Annotated in this window: 14 protein-coding genes; 8 read left to right on the top strand and 6 right to left on the bottom strand. The window is 36.7% G+C overall.

The genetic code is table 11. The features are described 5' to 3' along the window. Window positions 1-44 precede the first annotated feature (44 nt). Window positions 45-1,163 (bottom strand): C1 family peptidase, encoded by a 1,119-nt coding sequence (locus tag ABGT15_RS12290; protein WP_367231736.1) that lies wholly within the window; start codon window positions 1,161-1,163, stop codon window positions 45-47. Window positions 1,164-1,235: 72 nt separating this feature from the next. Between ABGT15_RS12290 and ABGT15_RS12295 the strand changes: the two genes are divergently transcribed. From ABGT15_RS12295 to ABGT15_RS12330, 8 genes are read left to right on the top strand one after another with little or no spacing between them, the layout of a single operon-like run. Further along, the gene (locus ABGT15_RS12295) at window positions 1,236-2,075 is read left to right on the top strand and encodes a 1,4-dihydroxy-2-naphthoyl-CoA synthase (protein ID WP_367231737.1); all 840 of its coding nucleotides are present in this window, start codon (window positions 1,236-1,238) and stop codon (window positions 2,073-2,075) included. 9 nt (window positions 2,076-2,084) lie between these two features. Further along, window positions 2,085-2,639: a PH domain-containing protein gene (locus ABGT15_RS12300; protein WP_367231738.1), complete on the top strand. Its 555-nt coding sequence runs from the start codon at window positions 2,085-2,087 to the stop codon at window positions 2,637-2,639. Further along, complete coding sequence (locus ABGT15_RS12305; protein WP_367231739.1) at window positions 2,617-4,143, top strand: PH domain-containing protein; 1,527 nt, start codon at window positions 2,617-2,619, stop codon at window positions 4,141-4,143. The genes ABGT15_RS12300 and ABGT15_RS12305 overlap by 23 nt, the downstream gene beginning before the upstream one ends. 1 nt (window position 4,144) lies before the next feature. Beyond that, window positions 4,145-4,435 (top strand): hypothetical protein, encoded by a 291-nt coding sequence (locus ABGT15_RS12310; protein ID WP_367231740.1) that lies wholly within the window; start codon window positions 4,145-4,147, stop codon window positions 4,433-4,435. A gap of 12 nt (window positions 4,436-4,447) precedes the next feature. Beyond that, window positions 4,448-5,350: a 1,4-dihydroxy-2-naphthoate polyprenyltransferase gene (locus tag ABGT15_RS12315; RefSeq protein WP_367231741.1), complete on the top strand. Its 903-nt coding sequence runs from the start codon at window positions 4,448-4,450 to the stop codon at window positions 5,348-5,350. A gap of 15 nt (window positions 5,351-5,365) precedes the next feature. Further along, a complete protein-coding gene (locus ABGT15_RS12320; protein WP_367231742.1) occupies window positions 5,366-6,043 on the top strand; it encodes a metal-dependent hydrolase in 678 nt (225 codons plus the stop codon). Window positions 6,044-6,066: 23 nt separating this feature from the next. After that, window positions 6,067-6,774 carry a hypothetical protein gene (locus ABGT15_RS12325; protein ID WP_367231743.1) on the top strand — a complete coding sequence of 236 codons (708 nt, stop codon included), beginning with the start codon at window positions 6,067-6,069 and terminating at the stop codon, window positions 6,772-6,774. Between the two features lie 22 nt (window positions 6,775-6,796). Further along, window positions 6,797-7,837 (top strand): o-succinylbenzoate synthase, encoded by a 1,041-nt coding sequence (locus ABGT15_RS12330; protein ID WP_367231864.1) that lies wholly within the window; start codon window positions 6,797-6,799, stop codon window positions 7,835-7,837. A gap of 68 nt (window positions 7,838-7,905) precedes the next feature. Here ABGT15_RS12330 and ABGT15_RS12335 read toward each other — a convergent pair whose 3' ends face one another. The 5 genes from ABGT15_RS12335 to ABGT15_RS12355 form a co-directional block, all read right to left on the bottom strand. After that, complete coding sequence (locus tag ABGT15_RS12335; protein ID WP_367231744.1) at window positions 7,906-8,571, bottom strand: FAD-binding oxidoreductase; 666 nt, start codon at window positions 8,569-8,571, stop codon at window positions 7,906-7,908. Between the two features lie 70 nt (window positions 8,572-8,641). Then, on the bottom strand, window positions 8,642-9,070 hold the full coding sequence (locus ABGT15_RS12340; RefSeq protein ID WP_367231745.1) for a response regulator: 429 nt from the start codon (window positions 9,068-9,070) through the stop codon (window positions 8,642-8,644). Next, a complete protein-coding gene (locus ABGT15_RS12345; protein WP_367231746.1) occupies window positions 9,057-10,199 on the bottom strand; it encodes an ATP-binding protein in 1,143 nt (380 codons plus the stop codon). The genes ABGT15_RS12340 and ABGT15_RS12345 overlap by 14 nt, the downstream gene beginning before the upstream one ends. Window positions 10,200-10,481: 282 nt before the next feature. Further along, window positions 10,482-12,884 (bottom strand): alpha-ketoacid dehydrogenase subunit alpha/beta, encoded by a 2,403-nt coding sequence (locus tag ABGT15_RS12350; protein ID WP_367231747.1) that lies wholly within the window; start codon window positions 12,882-12,884, stop codon window positions 10,482-10,484. 200 nt (window positions 12,885-13,084) lie between these two features. Then, window positions 13,085-15,922 (bottom strand): aminopeptidase, encoded by a 2,838-nt coding sequence (locus ABGT15_RS12355; RefSeq protein WP_367231748.1) that lies wholly within the window; start codon window positions 15,920-15,922, stop codon window positions 13,085-13,087. Between the last annotated feature and the right edge of the window lie 156 nt (window positions 15,923-16,078).

Below are 16,078 nucleotides of genomic sequence, written 5' to 3' on the forward strand. Positions count from 1 at the left end.
AAAAAAATAAATACTACTCTCTTGAGATTGTTAATTTTTCAGCTTTACAGTCCTAAATTTTGTCGGGTGTTTTTTTGTAAGGCATCTTTGTGAACCAAAACCGAAATCGCTTTTAATTTAATATACGGAACACTCATATAAACATAACCGCCGTTGGCAACGCGTTTTTCGTCAGTTCCCCATGAGTTTTTTACTTTGTAATAAACATTCCCTTTTTGATCTTTCATTTTACCGACGATGTGCATTAAATGGTCATCTGTAGTCGTTAAATTTTCAAATTCCTGCTGACGGAACTCCGGAGTGATATTTTTTTCCGTTTTAATCTCCGTTAAGATGATTTTTGCATCGTCATCATTGGCTGGAATAACTGCAACGCCAGTTTTACCGGAAAATGTCGGTTCGCTCACATCACAATCCAATTCTACCGTAAATCCGTTCGCTAAAGCGTGGTCAATATTCGCAATAAATTCATTCAAAGGAAGATTGTAGAAATTTCCGTTTGAGAAATTATCCGGAATGTTTAACAGAAATGATTTGTAATTCGGAACATGGGTAAACGAAGCAATCGTCACATATGCGGAAGGGTTGATTTTTGTGAATTCCTGAAAACTTTTCGGGGTATATTTTTTGCCTTCAAACGTAAATTCCGATGGATTTTTTCCGATGTAAACGTCTAACATCGCATCAATTGCCTTTTTCCAGTTTGGCGACAGTTTTTTTGCCGGATTGTCTACATATGTTTTCAACATACTTTCCATAACGGCAACCATTTCTGCATGATTATGGTTTTCATAAGTACCGTTCAAACCTGTATAAACCGAATTCGGAACCAAACCGAAATCCGCAACGGAATTGATTACATCGTGTGCCAGACCACCTTCGCTAAATTGCGCTTTTCCCTGACGCATCACATAATTTTCAGCTTTTTTCGGATAGGTATTACGAACCTGATACATTTCAGAAAGGTCAATCTTTTTCCCCGTCAGGCGGATAATCTCCGACTCTAAAAATGATGAAGTAGAAAAACTCCAGCATGTTCCGGTTTGCCCTTGACTGATTACAGGTAAAGCTTCTAAATCAGTAACCGTTTGGAATTCATATTTTTGAGCATTGACATTAAGTATAAAGCCTAATATAGCTGCTGAAACAAATAGTTTTTTCATGTTGATTTTAATTATTTGAAAGCGCAATATAATGCAAAAAATGGTTTATTTTTACGCTAAAATTTTTACATCATGAGTACAATTAACTGGCAAACTGTAAAAGAGTTTGAAGATATTACCTATAAAAAATGCGATGGGGTAGCGCGAATCGCATTCAACCGTCCGGATGTGCGTAATGCGTTCCGTCCAAAAACCACCAAAGAACTTTTAGAAGCGTTTCACGATGCACATGAAGATACTTCCATCGGAGTAGTTTTATTATCAGCGGAAGGACCGTCGTCTAAAGACGGCATTTGGTCATTTTGCAGCGGCGGCGACCAAAGAGCGCGCGGTCATCAAGGATATGTGGGCGATGACGGTTACCACAGATTGAATATTTTGGAAGTACAACGATTAATCCGTTTCATGCCGAAAGCTGTAATTGCTGTAGTTCCGGGATGGGCTGTTGGTGGCGGACACAGTTTACACGTAGTTTGTGATTTAACGTTAGCGAGTAAAGAACACGCTATTTTCAAACAAACCGATGCTGATGTAACGAGTTTCGACGGTGGTTATGGTTCTGCTTATTTAGCGAAAATGGTCGGGCAGAAAAAAGCTCGTGAAATCTTCTTCTTGGGCAGAAATTATTCCGCACAGGATGCTTTTGATATGGGAATGGTAAACGCCGTAATTCCTCATGCTGAATTGGAAGATACGGCTTATCAATGGGCGCAGGAAATCCTTGAGAAATCGCCAATTTCCATCAAAATGCTAAAGTTTGCCATGAATTTAACCGATGACGGTATGGTAGGACAGCAGGTTTTTGCAGGAGAAGCTACCCGTTTGGCTTATATGTCTGACGAAGCGATTGAAGGAAGAAACGCATTCCTTGAAAAGCGTAAACCGAATTTTGAAAAGAAATACATCCCTTAATAGTTGTAAATGCAGCATTTCACGAACGAAACCCTAAATATCGACGAGCTTCCTAAATACGAGGAAGTTCCGTTGCAGCCTTTGCATCCGGATTATTGGAAAGTTATGCTTATCAGTAGAATTATTTTCTTTATGATTCTTGGTGTTGTAACAGGCTTGTTATTGTTTTTCAAAGAGGAAATACGAGAATTTTGGCTCTATTTTGCCCTAACACTATTGTTATTATTTGCGGTTTCGCTGTTTTTTGGTAAGCTTAGTTTTAAGAAAAAGGGATTTGCCTTCCGCAAGCACGATGTGTTGTATAAAAGCGGAATCATTTCCGAAACCACAACGATAATTCCGTTTAACCGAATCCAGCACGTGGCGCTTAATGAAGGAATTTTTGCCCGAATGTTCGGCTTGGCTTCCATCGGAATTTTTACAGCAGGAGGAGGTGACAGTGATATCGAAATTCCGGGAATTGAACGCGAAAAAGCACAGCAAATCAAACAATTGCTAATGTCAAAACTATCCGACGAACCCAATAAACCATCAGCTGAAAATGGCGGAGAAAGCGAACTTTAATCAGCCGCAACGACAGTCTTTGGTAGGCGTTTTGGTCATGTTCACTGATACGTTCCAGAAGATTGTCCGTGCCATGTGGCCGTTGTTGGTAGTTTGGTTGTTCAAGTTCAACCAGATGAACAAGTTGTATCTTGGCTTGGGCTTACTGGTCGTAATTGCTTTGATAGGAATTGTCGCGTATTTACAGTATTTGAATTTTACCTTTTACATTGATGAGGAAAACGACGAATTCATCATCAACAAAGGTATTCTTAATAAAACCAAGATTGCGATTCAGTTGCACAAAATACAGCAGGTGAATATTAATCAGACGTTAATTCAGAAGATAATTGGGGTGCACGCTTTGGATGTCGATACGGCGGGCAGCAACAAAAAAGAAGTGTCAATTCGGGCGATTTCTCACGATTTGGCGATTGCACTTAAAACAAAACTGTTGAGTGAAGTACACAAAATACAGTCGGATACTGTTTCGGATGATGTTGCACCAATTGTAAAAGAAGAACCGTTCATTAAAATCAGTTTTATCAGCTTGATTAAAATCGGAATTACGTCCAATTACGTACGCAGTTTCGGGGTTTTGATGGCTTTCTTTTTTACTATTTACGAGAATGTTAAACAAGTGCTTCAGAATATTGAAGGGGATGAAGCCGCTAACAGCGTAGATGATAAAATTGACAGTATTCTTAATTTTGAGAATGTAGTATATGCGGGCTCAATTTTCATTTTGGTATTGTTTGTTTTAATTCTGATTATCAATCTGGTACGCACCATTATCCGTTATTTCGATTTTAAAATGGCGAAGCAAAACCATTCGTTATTATTGTCCTACGGATTGCTGAATACCAAAAATACAATTATCAAACCGGAGAAAGTTCAGATTGTAGCCTTAAGTCAGAATTGGTTGCAAAAGAAAATGGATGTGCTGAACATCAAAATTAAACAGGCTTCCGGCAGTGAAACGGATAAGGAAAATAAAAAATCAGCGCTTGAAATTCCGGGTTGCAATGCCTTGGAGAAAGACGAAATTTTAAAATTATTGTTCCGTCAGATTCCTCAAAAAGGCGTCAAACTGCAACCGAATTGGCGGTATTTACTGTTTCCGGTTCTGTTTTACATGGTACTTCCGGTTTCCGGATTGTTGCTTTATGTGTTGAATAGTGATGAAGAAGCCTTCAATTATTTGTTGTTTCTGCCAATTTACTTGACGTTTGTAACTATCATGCTGTATTTCAGTTACCGACATTACCGATTGTTTGTGAACGAGGATTATATCATCCGACAAAGCGGCGCTTGGGATGTTGATCGTGAAATCATCGAACCGCATAAAATTCAGTCGATAAAAGTAAGTCAGCTATTCTGGCATAAAAGAGAAAATATTGGAAGCATTACGTTCGCAACTGCCGGCGGTAACTTATCGTTCCGATTGGCAAATTTCAATAAGGTAAAAGAATTAGCAAACCTCTGGCTGTATCAGGTGGAAGCGACAGAAAAAAACTGGATGTAAAATGAATAGATTTTTAGAATTCATCGGAAAACAAAGTATCATCGTTTTTGTTTTAAGTCTTTTGGTATTAACCTATTGGGTAATTACAAGTTTAATAGACGTTTATCAGTATCCGGTCGTTGGAGCCATATACGAACTCTTGTGGTTTCCTTTTCTGATCTTGTTTTTTGCGTTGCCGATTACTAATCTGGTAATGCTGGTAAAAAATAAATTTAGTTACAAAAAGTTATGGCTTTATGCCTTACTTATAAATGGCATGACCGTATTTTGTCTGTACAAAATAGTCGGCTAATAGAATAAAAATATGAAAAAATGGATTGAAGCCGCAAGGCTCAGAACCTTGCCGCTTTCGGTATCGGGAATAATAGTGGGAAGCAGTTACGCCTATTTCAAAGGACATGACAACTGGAAAATTGTAGTTTTAGCTTTGCTGACGACGCTTTTCTTCCAGATATTGTCCAATTTCGCCAACGATTACGGCGACGGCGTAAAAGGCACTGACAATGAAGACAGAGTAGGACCAAAACGCGCCATTCAAAGCGGAGCGATTTCGGTTTCGCAAATGAAAAAAGGCATTATCATTACCGCTTTATTGTCGTTACTTTCGGCAGTCGCGTTAATTTATGTGGCTTTCGGGAAAAAAGATTTTGGTTATTCGTTGTTGTTTTTCTTTTTAGGAATTGCTTCCATTGTAGCCGCCATTAAATATACCGTTGGAAAAGGCGCTTATGGTTATAGCGGTTTCGGCGATGTTTTCGTTTTTATCTTCTTCGGATTGGTAAGCGTTTTGGGCAGTAACTTTTTGTTTACCAAACAATTTGATTGGTTGTTGCTTTTGCCCGCCATTTCCATCGGTTTATTAAGCGTAGCCGTGCTGAATCTGAACAACATGCGCGATATCGAAAACGATAAAAAATCAGGAAAAAATACATTGGTAGTGAAAATGGGGTTGGAGAGTGCAAAACACTATCATAACTTTTTGGTTTTCATGCCCATGCCGTGTATGTTCACTTTTTTTATCTTAACCAAAACCTCCATTGTACCGGTTATTATTGTTTTCTTTCTTTTAATCAGACACATGAAAGTGGTTAACAGGGCACAAACCTACAAAGATTTCGATCCCGAGCTGAAGAAAGTAGCTTTGAGTACCTTCCTGCTGTCTTTATTGTTTTTTATATTTTTAGTACTTTTAAAGAAATATCAGTAAAAAAACATCACATATATGAAAATTACATTTTACGGTCATGCCTGCATTGGTATTGAAGTAAGCGGAAAGCACATCTTGGTCGATCCGTTCATAAGCGCTAATCCATTAGCTTCGCATATCGATATCAACACTATAAAAGCCGATTACATTTTAATAACGCACGCACACCAAGACCACGTTCTGGATGTGGAAGCTATCGCGAAACGTACTGGTGCAGTGGTAGTTTCAAATTATGAGATCGCAATGTATTTCGCCGGAAAAGGATTGAGTTACCACCCAATGAACCACGGTGGAAGCTGGAAATTTGATTTCGGAACCGTAAAATATGTAAACGCGATCCACACGAGTTCCTTTGCAGACGGAAGTTATGGTGGAAACCCCGGCGGATTTGTCATCGAAGGTGAGCACAAAAACATCTACATCGCCGGCGACACCGCGCTAACGATGGATATGAAACTTATTCCGATGCGCACTAAATTGGATTTAGCCATTCTTCCAATTGGTAGCAATTTTACGATGGATGTAGACGATGCTATTGTAGCTTCCGATTTTTTAGAATGCGACAAAATCCTTGGCTATCACTACGATACGTTTGGTATTATCGTCATCAACCATGAAGAAGCCATCAAGAAATTCTTCGACAAAGGCAAAGATTTAATGCTTTTGGAAATCGGAGGTTCGATTGATTTGTAAAACAAAATTCGTTTTTAATAATCATGTTTAAACGAGTACTGCTGCTTTTGATTGTAATGTCTTATCATTATGCAGATGCACAAGAATCGATCTTAAAAGTTGGTGATTTGAGAGAATTTAAATCTGCTTTTAAGGAAGAAATAGAAGTGTTTAAATCTTTGAAATTCAATATTAACGGGAGGACTTTCTGTATTAAAGACAGTCTGAAGATAACTTTTCCGGTTAATGACAAGCAATTTGATACTATCCGGTATTCTTATATTCTTAAGGGTAAAGAATACAAGGATATGGCTATTGCTAAATTCAAACAAAACGAAGAGTATAAATTATGGCCCTGTGTCTGTTGCGGTATATTCGGGATTTCCACCAATAAACCAGAAAGGGGAGTGGTCCGGTTTAAAAATACTTCCAAAAAGAAATTTATCGGTATTACAGGAGACTTTGATTATGAGGTGATTGAACCAAAATCACTATCAAAATATTATTTTTCAAGCATCTCGATGAATTGCGGTTATACTCCTAATGAATTGAGTATTTACGACTTCAATTTTAAAAATAATCTGGATGAGGCTCTTGATAAATTAGGAGATGAGAAGTATGCGGTTAATTTTTTATATATCAGCGGAGAAAAAATTACCATTGAATATTTAGATAAAGGAAACTCGAAAGTAACTTTTGATGGTTATTTAGAAGAAGGTGAGGTTGTGAAATACTTTAAAAAATACGAATGATTGACCTTTTAAAGTTTAAATGATGCAAGCAAGTTATAAAAAATACGTTCTCGACTTCAAACGTCCCTCAGGCACTTCCAGAGGTATTTTAACCGAGAAAGAAACCTGGTTTATCATCCTAGAGAAAAACGGTAAAAAAGGAATAGGAGAGTGCGGCATCCTCCGAACCCTAAGTATCGATGACCGCCCTGACTATGAAGCAAAACTAAAATGGACGTGTGACAATATTCATTTGGGAAAAGATTTTCTTTGGGAAGCGTTACTGGAATTTCCATCGATTCAATTTGGTGTGGAGCAGGCATTTTTATCGTTGGAAAGTGAAAATCCGTTCCTGTTATTTCCTTCCGAATATACTTCTGGAGAGAAAAGCATTCCCATAAACGGTTTGGTTTGGATGGGCGATGAAGCTTTCATGAAACAACAAATCGAAGAAAAGTTAGCTACCGGTTTTAACTGCATCAAACTAAAAATAGGAGCGATAGATTTTCAGCAAGAGCTTGATTTATTGCAATTCATCCGCAACCATTTCAACGAAAAAACCATTGAAATCCGTGTAGATGCCAACGGTGCTTTCTCCACTGAGGAAGCTTTGAGTAAATTGCAACAATTAGCGGCTTTCAAGCTACACAGCATCGAGCAGCCCATAAAAGCAGGTAGTTGGAAGGACATGGCCACTTTATGTCAAAATACACCATTGCCCATTGCACTGGATGAAGAACTAATCGGAATCTTTACTTATGAAGAAAAAGAAAGATTGTTGCAAACCACCAAACCGCAATACATTATTTTGAAGCCAAGTTTAGTAGGCGGTTTCAAAGGTTCACAAGAATGGATCGAGCTAGCGGAGAAATACCAAATCGGCTGGTGGATTACATCTGCTTTAGAATCTAATATTGGTTTGAATGCTATCGCACAATTTACATTTACCTTAAATAATCAGATGCCGCAAGGTTTGGGAACAGGGGCTCTTTATACTAATAATTTTGATTGTCCGCTTCAAGTTAAAAACGGCCAATTATGGATTGATTCACACTATTGTTGGGATTATAGTCTTATTGAATAATTAATTTTTATGCTATTAGAATAGTCTCTTTTAAAAAATATGTCTTTTGTAAAGGTTCTAAGGTGTATTTATTCTTCAAAAACTATTGCTTCAGCTGTTGCACCCAAGTCAAGAAGTATTTTTTTTACGGTCGTAACAAAATCTTCCGGGCCACATACATAAAAGTTTTGGCTGAAATTCACTATGTTTTCAATAAGAAAATTGCGGTCTATTCTTCTGCCTGTGAAGCCCACTACATTTTCCCGTGTATAAAAATTTACGAAATCATTTTTTAGCATTTTGTGAAGTTCATTACCCATAATTACATCTTCAGAGGTTTTATTGACATAAATAAGTCGATTTCCTCTCAACTGATTCATCTTATATAATTCTCTGAAAATAGAAATAAAGGGCGTGATCCCTGATCCTGCGGCTATAAAAATACCGGGGCCTTTGTAATTTATTGTACCGAAAACATCGTGAAGAATCAACTCGTCACCAGCGTTAATTTTTCCCAATTCGTTGGTAACACCATTTCGGTCTTTATAGATTTTTATCATGAATTCGAGATAATTCGAATCGGTTAAACTGGTAAAGGTAAAAGGGCGTAATTCACTTTTCCATTCAGGATGATTAATGGATATCTCTGTTGCTTGCCCTGGAATATAACTGAAGCCTTTTGGTTTTTCTACAACAAAAGATTTTACATCGTGAGTGATGAAATTCGCTTTTAAGACTTTAACTACATGATCCATTTCAAATGCTATTAATTTAAATTAAATTCCAAACTTAAAGTTAGCCATTTTATTTGTTTTTTGTAGATTTTCAAAGAGGATTTTTATTCTGTTTTCGGTCTATGTGATTATTCATGATGTGCATCACATTTTCCTTGGTAAGCGGTTTTACAATGAAGTCGGTAACCACTTCTATTTTTTTAGATTTTTGAATATCGTTCGGGTCAATGGAAGAAGATACAATGTATATTGGAATTTTCTTGCTTAATTTAGACTGGATCGATTTAAATTCTTCAAGAAAATTCCATCCGTCCATGATAGGCATAAATAAATCAAGCAAAATTAAATCGGGAAGTTTTTTTTTGTTCAGAGATACAGACTCTAAAAATTTAATAGCGTCCAATCCGTTGGAAAAAAAGCTGATATCTTTTACCAAATTAGTGTCAGTAATAACTTTTTGAGTTAAAAATTGAAAGATTGCATCGTCATCTATAACGTATATGTTTTTAATCTTCTTCATCGGGGCTCATTTTATATAACTTAACAGTGAAAGTACTTCCTTTATTAATTTGGCTTTTTACCTGAATACTACCGCCGAGTGCTTCAACCTGTGTTTTGGTTAGAAATAACCCGTACCCTTTTGCTTTTGGATGGCTGTGAAATGTTTTATGAAGTTTAAATAAATCATTTTGATTTTCCTTTAAATTGATTCCAAGCCCATTATCTTTTACTGAAATACATACCCAGCCCTCTTTTTTAAAGCTTGTTATGTGTATTTTCGGAATTCTTTCAAATGAATGATATTTTAATGCATTACTTACTAAATTACGGATAATGCTTTCCATATATTTTTTAGAATACAAAACAGTCGCCATTTCTGTAAAATCATAAGTGACTATCGCTTTTAATTCTTCTATTTCTTTTTGAAGCGCATTAATCACATTGAGGGTCTTTTTTTCAAGATCAACATCATTGCGTTTAATTGTATAATCCATTCTTACTTGCGTAGCGTCCACAAGCTCTTCAAAGGTCTTGTGTAGCAAATCAAGTACTGGCTTTTGCATTTCAATGTATTGTAGTTTTTCCTCAATATCCTGAGATTCTGTTATTAAATCATTTATAAAGAGGAGATTGCTTAATGGAGCTCTCAGATTATGTGCGATTATCTGGCAGAATTCTTCCAATTGTTTTTTCTGCTGAGTAATCTGGCCAAGCATTTCGATGCGTTCGGTCAGTTTTTGTTTAAGTTCAACTTCGGTTTTTTTTAATTTGGTAATGTCTGATGATAATACCAAAACACCTTCGGGAATCGGTTGTATGCTCAACTCAAACCATCCTTTTGACCCATCAGGGAAGTCAAATTCATTTAAGAGATCAATAGGGTTTCGGTCATACATACAGGTTTCAAGGTACTTGAACAGTGAACTGTTTTCAATGCCGGGGTACATTTCCATCATAGTACGTCCCAACATTGCTTCAATTGTTGTCAAACCTTGTTTTGCCAAAGAACTATTTGCGTAAATATAACGCCATTCAAAGTCAATGACCTGAACTCCCTCCATCATGTTGTCAAATACAGAATATTTGCTATTTGACTGATTGAGGTCTTTTTTGGCAGTTATCTTGTTTATGACAATTTTATCTCCCATAAAATGTATGGTTTATATAGTAAATATATGACATTTTTTTTTGATTTGCAGAATCTGTAAAAAATTAATTAGTTATAAAACAGTTATTTGCGATGAAGGAATAATTAATTGTAAATTATTTTTATTTTAATGTCAATTGTAGGTCAAATCTATTTTTATATAACGGAATTCCGTTGTGGATTTTCCGCAAAAAACAGTTAAAAACTTTTGGGTTAAAATAAAAAAATCTTAGCTAGAGCGAATTTCCAGCTAAGATTTTAATATGAGAATTTTTAAAAAAAATTAATACAAATTTGGATATTTTGTGGGGTTTGTTTCATGCATCATAGCGTAAACCTTTTCAAAGATATCTTCAACAGAAGGTTTGGAGAAGTAATCACCATCCGTTCCGTAAGCAGGTCTGTGTGCTTTGGAAGCTAATGTTTCCGGATTACTGTCTAAATATTTGTATCCTTTTTGTTCGTCGATAATTTGCTGCAAAATGAAAGCCGATGCACCACCCGGAACGTCTTCGTCAATGACTAACAAACGATTGGTTTTGGCTAATGATTTTACAATATCATGATTAATGTCGAAAGGTAACAACGATTGAATGTCAATGATTTCCGCATCAATTCCAACTTCTAACAATTCTTTAGCGGCTTGTTCCACCAAACGCAACGTAGAACCGTAAGAAACCAATGTAATGTCGCTACCTTGTTTGATCGTTTCCACTACACCAATTGGTGTTTTGAATTCCCCTAAATTGGTTGGCATTTTTTCTTTTAAACGGTAACCGTTCAAACATTCTACCAATAAAGCAGGCTCGTCTGTTTCTAACAAGGTGTTATAGAATCCTGCAGCTTTGGTCATATTTCTCGGCACTAAAACGTGAATACCGCGAATAGCATTGATAATCATTCCCATCGGAGAGCCGGAATGCCAAATCCCTTCCAAACGGTGACCTCGCGTTCTGATGATTAAAGGCGCTTTCTGACGACCGGCTGTTCTGTATTGTAATGTAGCCAAATCATCACTCATAATTTGAATTGCATACAAAAGGTAATCCAAATACTGAATTTCAGCGATTGGACGTAAACCTCTCATCGCCATTCCGATACCTTGTCCCAGAATAGTCGCTTCACGGATACCGGCATCAGCCACACGGAATTCACCGTATTTTTCCTGCATACCTTCCAAACCTTGGTTTACGTCTCCGATGTTTCCAGAATCTTCACCAAAAATTAAAGTTTCAGGATATTTTTCAAAAATAGCATCGAAGTTGTTACGCAATATTAAGCGTGCATCTGTTTCTTCTGAAGTTTCATCATATTTTGGTAAAACTTCTTTAACAGCATATACATTTTCATTCGATTGCGAAAATAAATGAGAACTGAACTTCGGTTGAATTTTTTCCGTATATGCCGTAATCCAGGCAGAAAGTTGTACTCTGCCATTTTCTTTCACAATCAAGCGTAAAACTTTACGGGCTGTTGTGATAATATCTTTTCGAATTGGTTCTTTTAAGGAAGCCAAATCGTTAGCGTATTTTTCAATGAAAACTTTGTTTTCGCTTGAAGTAGCAATAGTGTTTAATAAAGCAACTAATTCTTGTTGTTCCGCTTTAATTGGCTCTACAAAGGCATTCCAAGCTGCTTTTTTGCCTTCTAAAACATCTTTTTTAGCTTGATTATCAATTGCTTCGATTTCTTCCGCTGTTGCGATGTTGTTTTCGATTAACCATTTGCGCATCTGAGCCATACAGTCGTATTCTGCTTCCCAAGCCAAACGGTCTGCATTTTTGTAACGCTCATGCGAACCGGATGTGGAGTGGCCTTGCGGTTGTGTCAATTCGTTAACGTGAATTAGAACCGGAACGTGTTCTTCACGGGCAATTTGTGAAGCTTTTTGATACGTTTCCACCAAAGCCGGATAATCCCAGCCTTTTACGTTCATGATTTCGTAACCTTTGTTGTCTTCATCTCGCTGGAATCCTTTTAAGATTTCCGAAATGTTTTCTTTTGTGGTTTGGTAACGTGCATGAACCGAAATTCCGTATTCGTCATCCCAAACACTCATCACCATCGGAACTTGTAAAACACCAGCAGCATTGATGGTTTCAAAGAACAAACCTTCCGAAGTAGAAGCATTACCAATGGTTCCCCAAGCTACTTCATTTCCTTTTTCTGAAAAATTGGTTTGGTTGATGCCACCTACGTTTCGGTATATTTTAGAAGCCTGAGCCAACCCTAATAAACGAGGCATTTGCCCGGCAGTAGGAGAGATGTCAGCACTTGAATTTTTCTGTTGGGTTAAGTTTTTCCAGTTTCCGTTTTCGTCAAGGGAATGAGTGGCAAAGTGACCACCCATCTGACGGCCTGCGCTCATCGGATCATGGTTTAAATCGGTATGGCCATACAAGCCTGCAAAAAACTGTTGGATATTCATTTGTCCGATTGCCATCATAAAGGTTTGATCGCGATAGTATCCGGAACGGAAATCACCATTTTTAAAAGCTTTTGCCATAGCTAACTGCGGCACTTCTTTTCCGTCACCGAAAATCCCGAATTTTGCTTTCCCGGTAAGTACTTCACGGCGACCTAAAAGGCTGCATTCGCGGCTTACAATGGCAATTTTATAATCGTTTATGACTTCGGTTTTGAAATCTTCAAACGACAATATTTCTTTAGAGGCAGTCTGGTTCATATTAATATTATGTTATGCGACAAATTTAGTGTTTTCAGCAATACAAAGCAATGTCTTGAAAAAATAATAATTTCATTTTTGATAATTATTTAATCAAAATAGCCTATTGTCTTTTGATATTGTTATCAAAATACACTTTTAAATGAAAAAAGTTTAATAAATACAGTGTAAAATAGTGGATAAGTTTTTTATAAAACAAATTACAGCCATTTTCTTGTAAAGAGCGATATAAGTGTTTTCGGACTAATGGTGATTACAAAACGGATTTTTTCCTCGTACTTGTTCTCGGCAATTTCCCATCCGTTTTTAGAATAAACCGGAAAGTACAATTCAAAATAATCCGGGACAAGATTTAGTCGTATTCCACTGTCATACAGGAATTCTGCTTTTTGAGCATTGTTTTTCATAAACCCAGCATCGCCATAAATTTCCACCCAATTCCAGATGCTGAAACTTCCATTTACCGTCGTCATCCATTGGTTGGCCAATCGGTTCTGAAATTTCGATTTGAATCCGCCTTCTGCCATGATGTATTGCTGACTGAAAAGGCCTGTGCTTTCTGAACGGCCTAAAAGCCCATAATCGAAAAGATAATCGGTTGGACGATCTAAGCCGAAATTGAAAAAATCCGAACTTGTGCTTTTGTAAATGAAGGTTCCGGCAAAGAAACGAAGGTTTACCTGTTGGTTGTTATTGAAAAGTTTTCGGTATTGTACTTCCCCGGAGAGTTTTCCGAAATTGCCCGCTATTTGTGCATCAGTCATGAAATTGTAAGAGTTCGAAATCTCCGATTTAATCTGTGAATATCTCAAATTAAAAACGGAATAATTCTCATCCTTCACCGTAACATAATCTGATTTTTCCCGATTTAAAAAAATGTGGCGTATGGTTACAAATTCCTTTTTATTCAAACGGTAATCCAAATCCCTGAAACGGAAGCTAATGGAGGGCGTAATTTTCATATATGCCGCGTCCGGAGCGTAATGATAGGTGTTTCCGCCTAAAGAATACCGAATGTTGTACAAACGGTCTTCACGGATATTCTGATTCACCGTAAAGAATGCGCCGCCAATTAATTGTTTGGTTTTTGAGGAATATACCGGTGTAATGTCAAAAATGAAAGGTTTATCCAAAAACGATTTGTTATGCAAACTCAAACCTGGCGAAACTCCATCATACAAATTATAAGAGAATTCCGGAACGTAAAATACCTGATTTTTTTTTGAATCTTCAAGGTCTTTAATAAAAGTAAATTTGAAAGGCCTGTTGTTGCCAAAGAAACTTTTTAATGAACTCCAGTTATTGCGTGTGTTGTATTCCGGTATTTCTTTGTGGTAGTTTAGAATTAGTTTTTCAGCATCGTTTTTTGGAATTGTGATTAAAGTATCCGATGTGATATTTTCAATCCAATGTTTAGAAACAATACTGTCATTTTTTAAGCCATAAAGTGAAACCGGAACGTTGGTTTTTGTTTTGTTTTTGATGGTGACATCCAGAAACTCGTTTTTCGCTCTTACTTTGGTAATTTTAAAATCGATTAAATTTCTGGAATGAATTACCGTTTGAAAAAACCAATCGATGTTTTTAGTTGTTTTGCTTTTCAGTATCTTTTCAAAATCAGCTTCCTGTGTCGGGCGCAATTGGTTTAAGGCAGTGAATTCTTTTATGGATTGAAGAACGAGATCATTTCCTAAATAATGATCCAGATAATTCAAGCTTAGTCCGGCTCTGTATTTTCCGGAAATTTGTTCGTTGAATTTGATAAAAGTGTCTTTTTCATCGCCAACAGCCTGATCCAGATTTTTTCTGGCCATCAGCAGGTATACGTATGTAAATTGGTCGTTGAAATCGGCTTTGAAAATATTAAATCCTTTTAATAATTTGAAATCGGACAGATTACCCATCATCTTCATTTCAGGATAATTGTCTTTGATGTATTTCATGATGATAAACGACTGAAAAGCATCGTAAATCCAAGTTTCTTTTCTGTGATTGAGATGAAGTGTCGTTTTTAGATGTTTATCGGTATATACTTTTAAAAACTTGATTTCATACAGGAAGTGATCCGGGAAGGGGCTGAGAAATGCGGGAAGCTGATTCAGTCCATAGAAGGGATTTCTGTCGTAATCTACTTGAGAAATTATTATTTTTTCATGTTTCGGCGAACCCATTTCTGCAGCAACAAAATTCGTTATCTTGTCGATAACCATTGCTTTTTGAATTTCATTTAAGCGTCGATCCCTTAAGTTGGTTACTACTTCACCAAGCTCGTTCTTGTAATTGTGGTAAGTAGGTTTAATTTCAGCAGTTAAGTCGAAATCAAGACGCTTTTTGCCACTCAAATAATGGGTTCTTGAATTTTCGTTTTCGGTTTTACGATCAACATTCAAATCCGTAAAAATATGATACTTTTTCCCGAGTTCAAATGCAACGTCATAGTCGGTTTCGGAGTTTGCAATATCGTCCAGATTTTCATTGCTGTATTTTACAAATCCGTTTTCTTCCAGACGGGCAACAGTTAGAAACCAGTTTTTCAGGACAAAAATGTTGTCGCTGTTAAAACCGTATCGGGTGAATTTGTCATTTGGAATTTTAAGAGTGTAAGAGACGGTAAAACTAAAACTTTGGTTGGGTAAAATTGGTTTTTTGGGTAATATTTCAATTAAGTCTGGATTTTTATCCGGTCTTATAAAGTTGATACTTTGGTTTTCACTATCGACAACGGAAAGCAGGGAAGTACTTCCTCTGTCCATGTCCTTTGCTAAAAGGTAACTTCTCACGAATTCATCGGAGAATCTTCTGCCTAAAGGGGTGTCGTTGCCTGAATAAGCATTATTCCAGTCGTTAAGGACTATGGTGTTTAGAGATTGCGAAGAAGTATTGGTAAAGCTGATTTGTTCCTCAACATTTATCAGTTTGTTTTCGGTATCCAGATGAGCTTTGATGGAAATCTTCTGCTGAGCCGATACATTGTACAAAGGCAAAAGGAATAAAAAAAGTAACTGAAATAGTATTTTAAAAAACATTCTCGTATGCATGCGACTGTAGAATTCAACTTCTGTAAATATACTACATTAATACTAGTGAGATGAATTTTTTTACAGAATCAATTTGTTTTTATAAAGTCTTTCTTACAGGAATTGGATAATGTTGAAAAAAGTTGAGTTGTATAGTGAAAATGAATTAGTTATATG

The sequence above is a fragment of the Flavobacterium enshiense genome (assembly GCF_040750275.1).
GTDB classification, from domain to species: domain Bacteria; phylum Bacteroidota; class Bacteroidia; order Flavobacteriales; family Flavobacteriaceae; genus Flavobacterium; species Flavobacterium enshiense_B.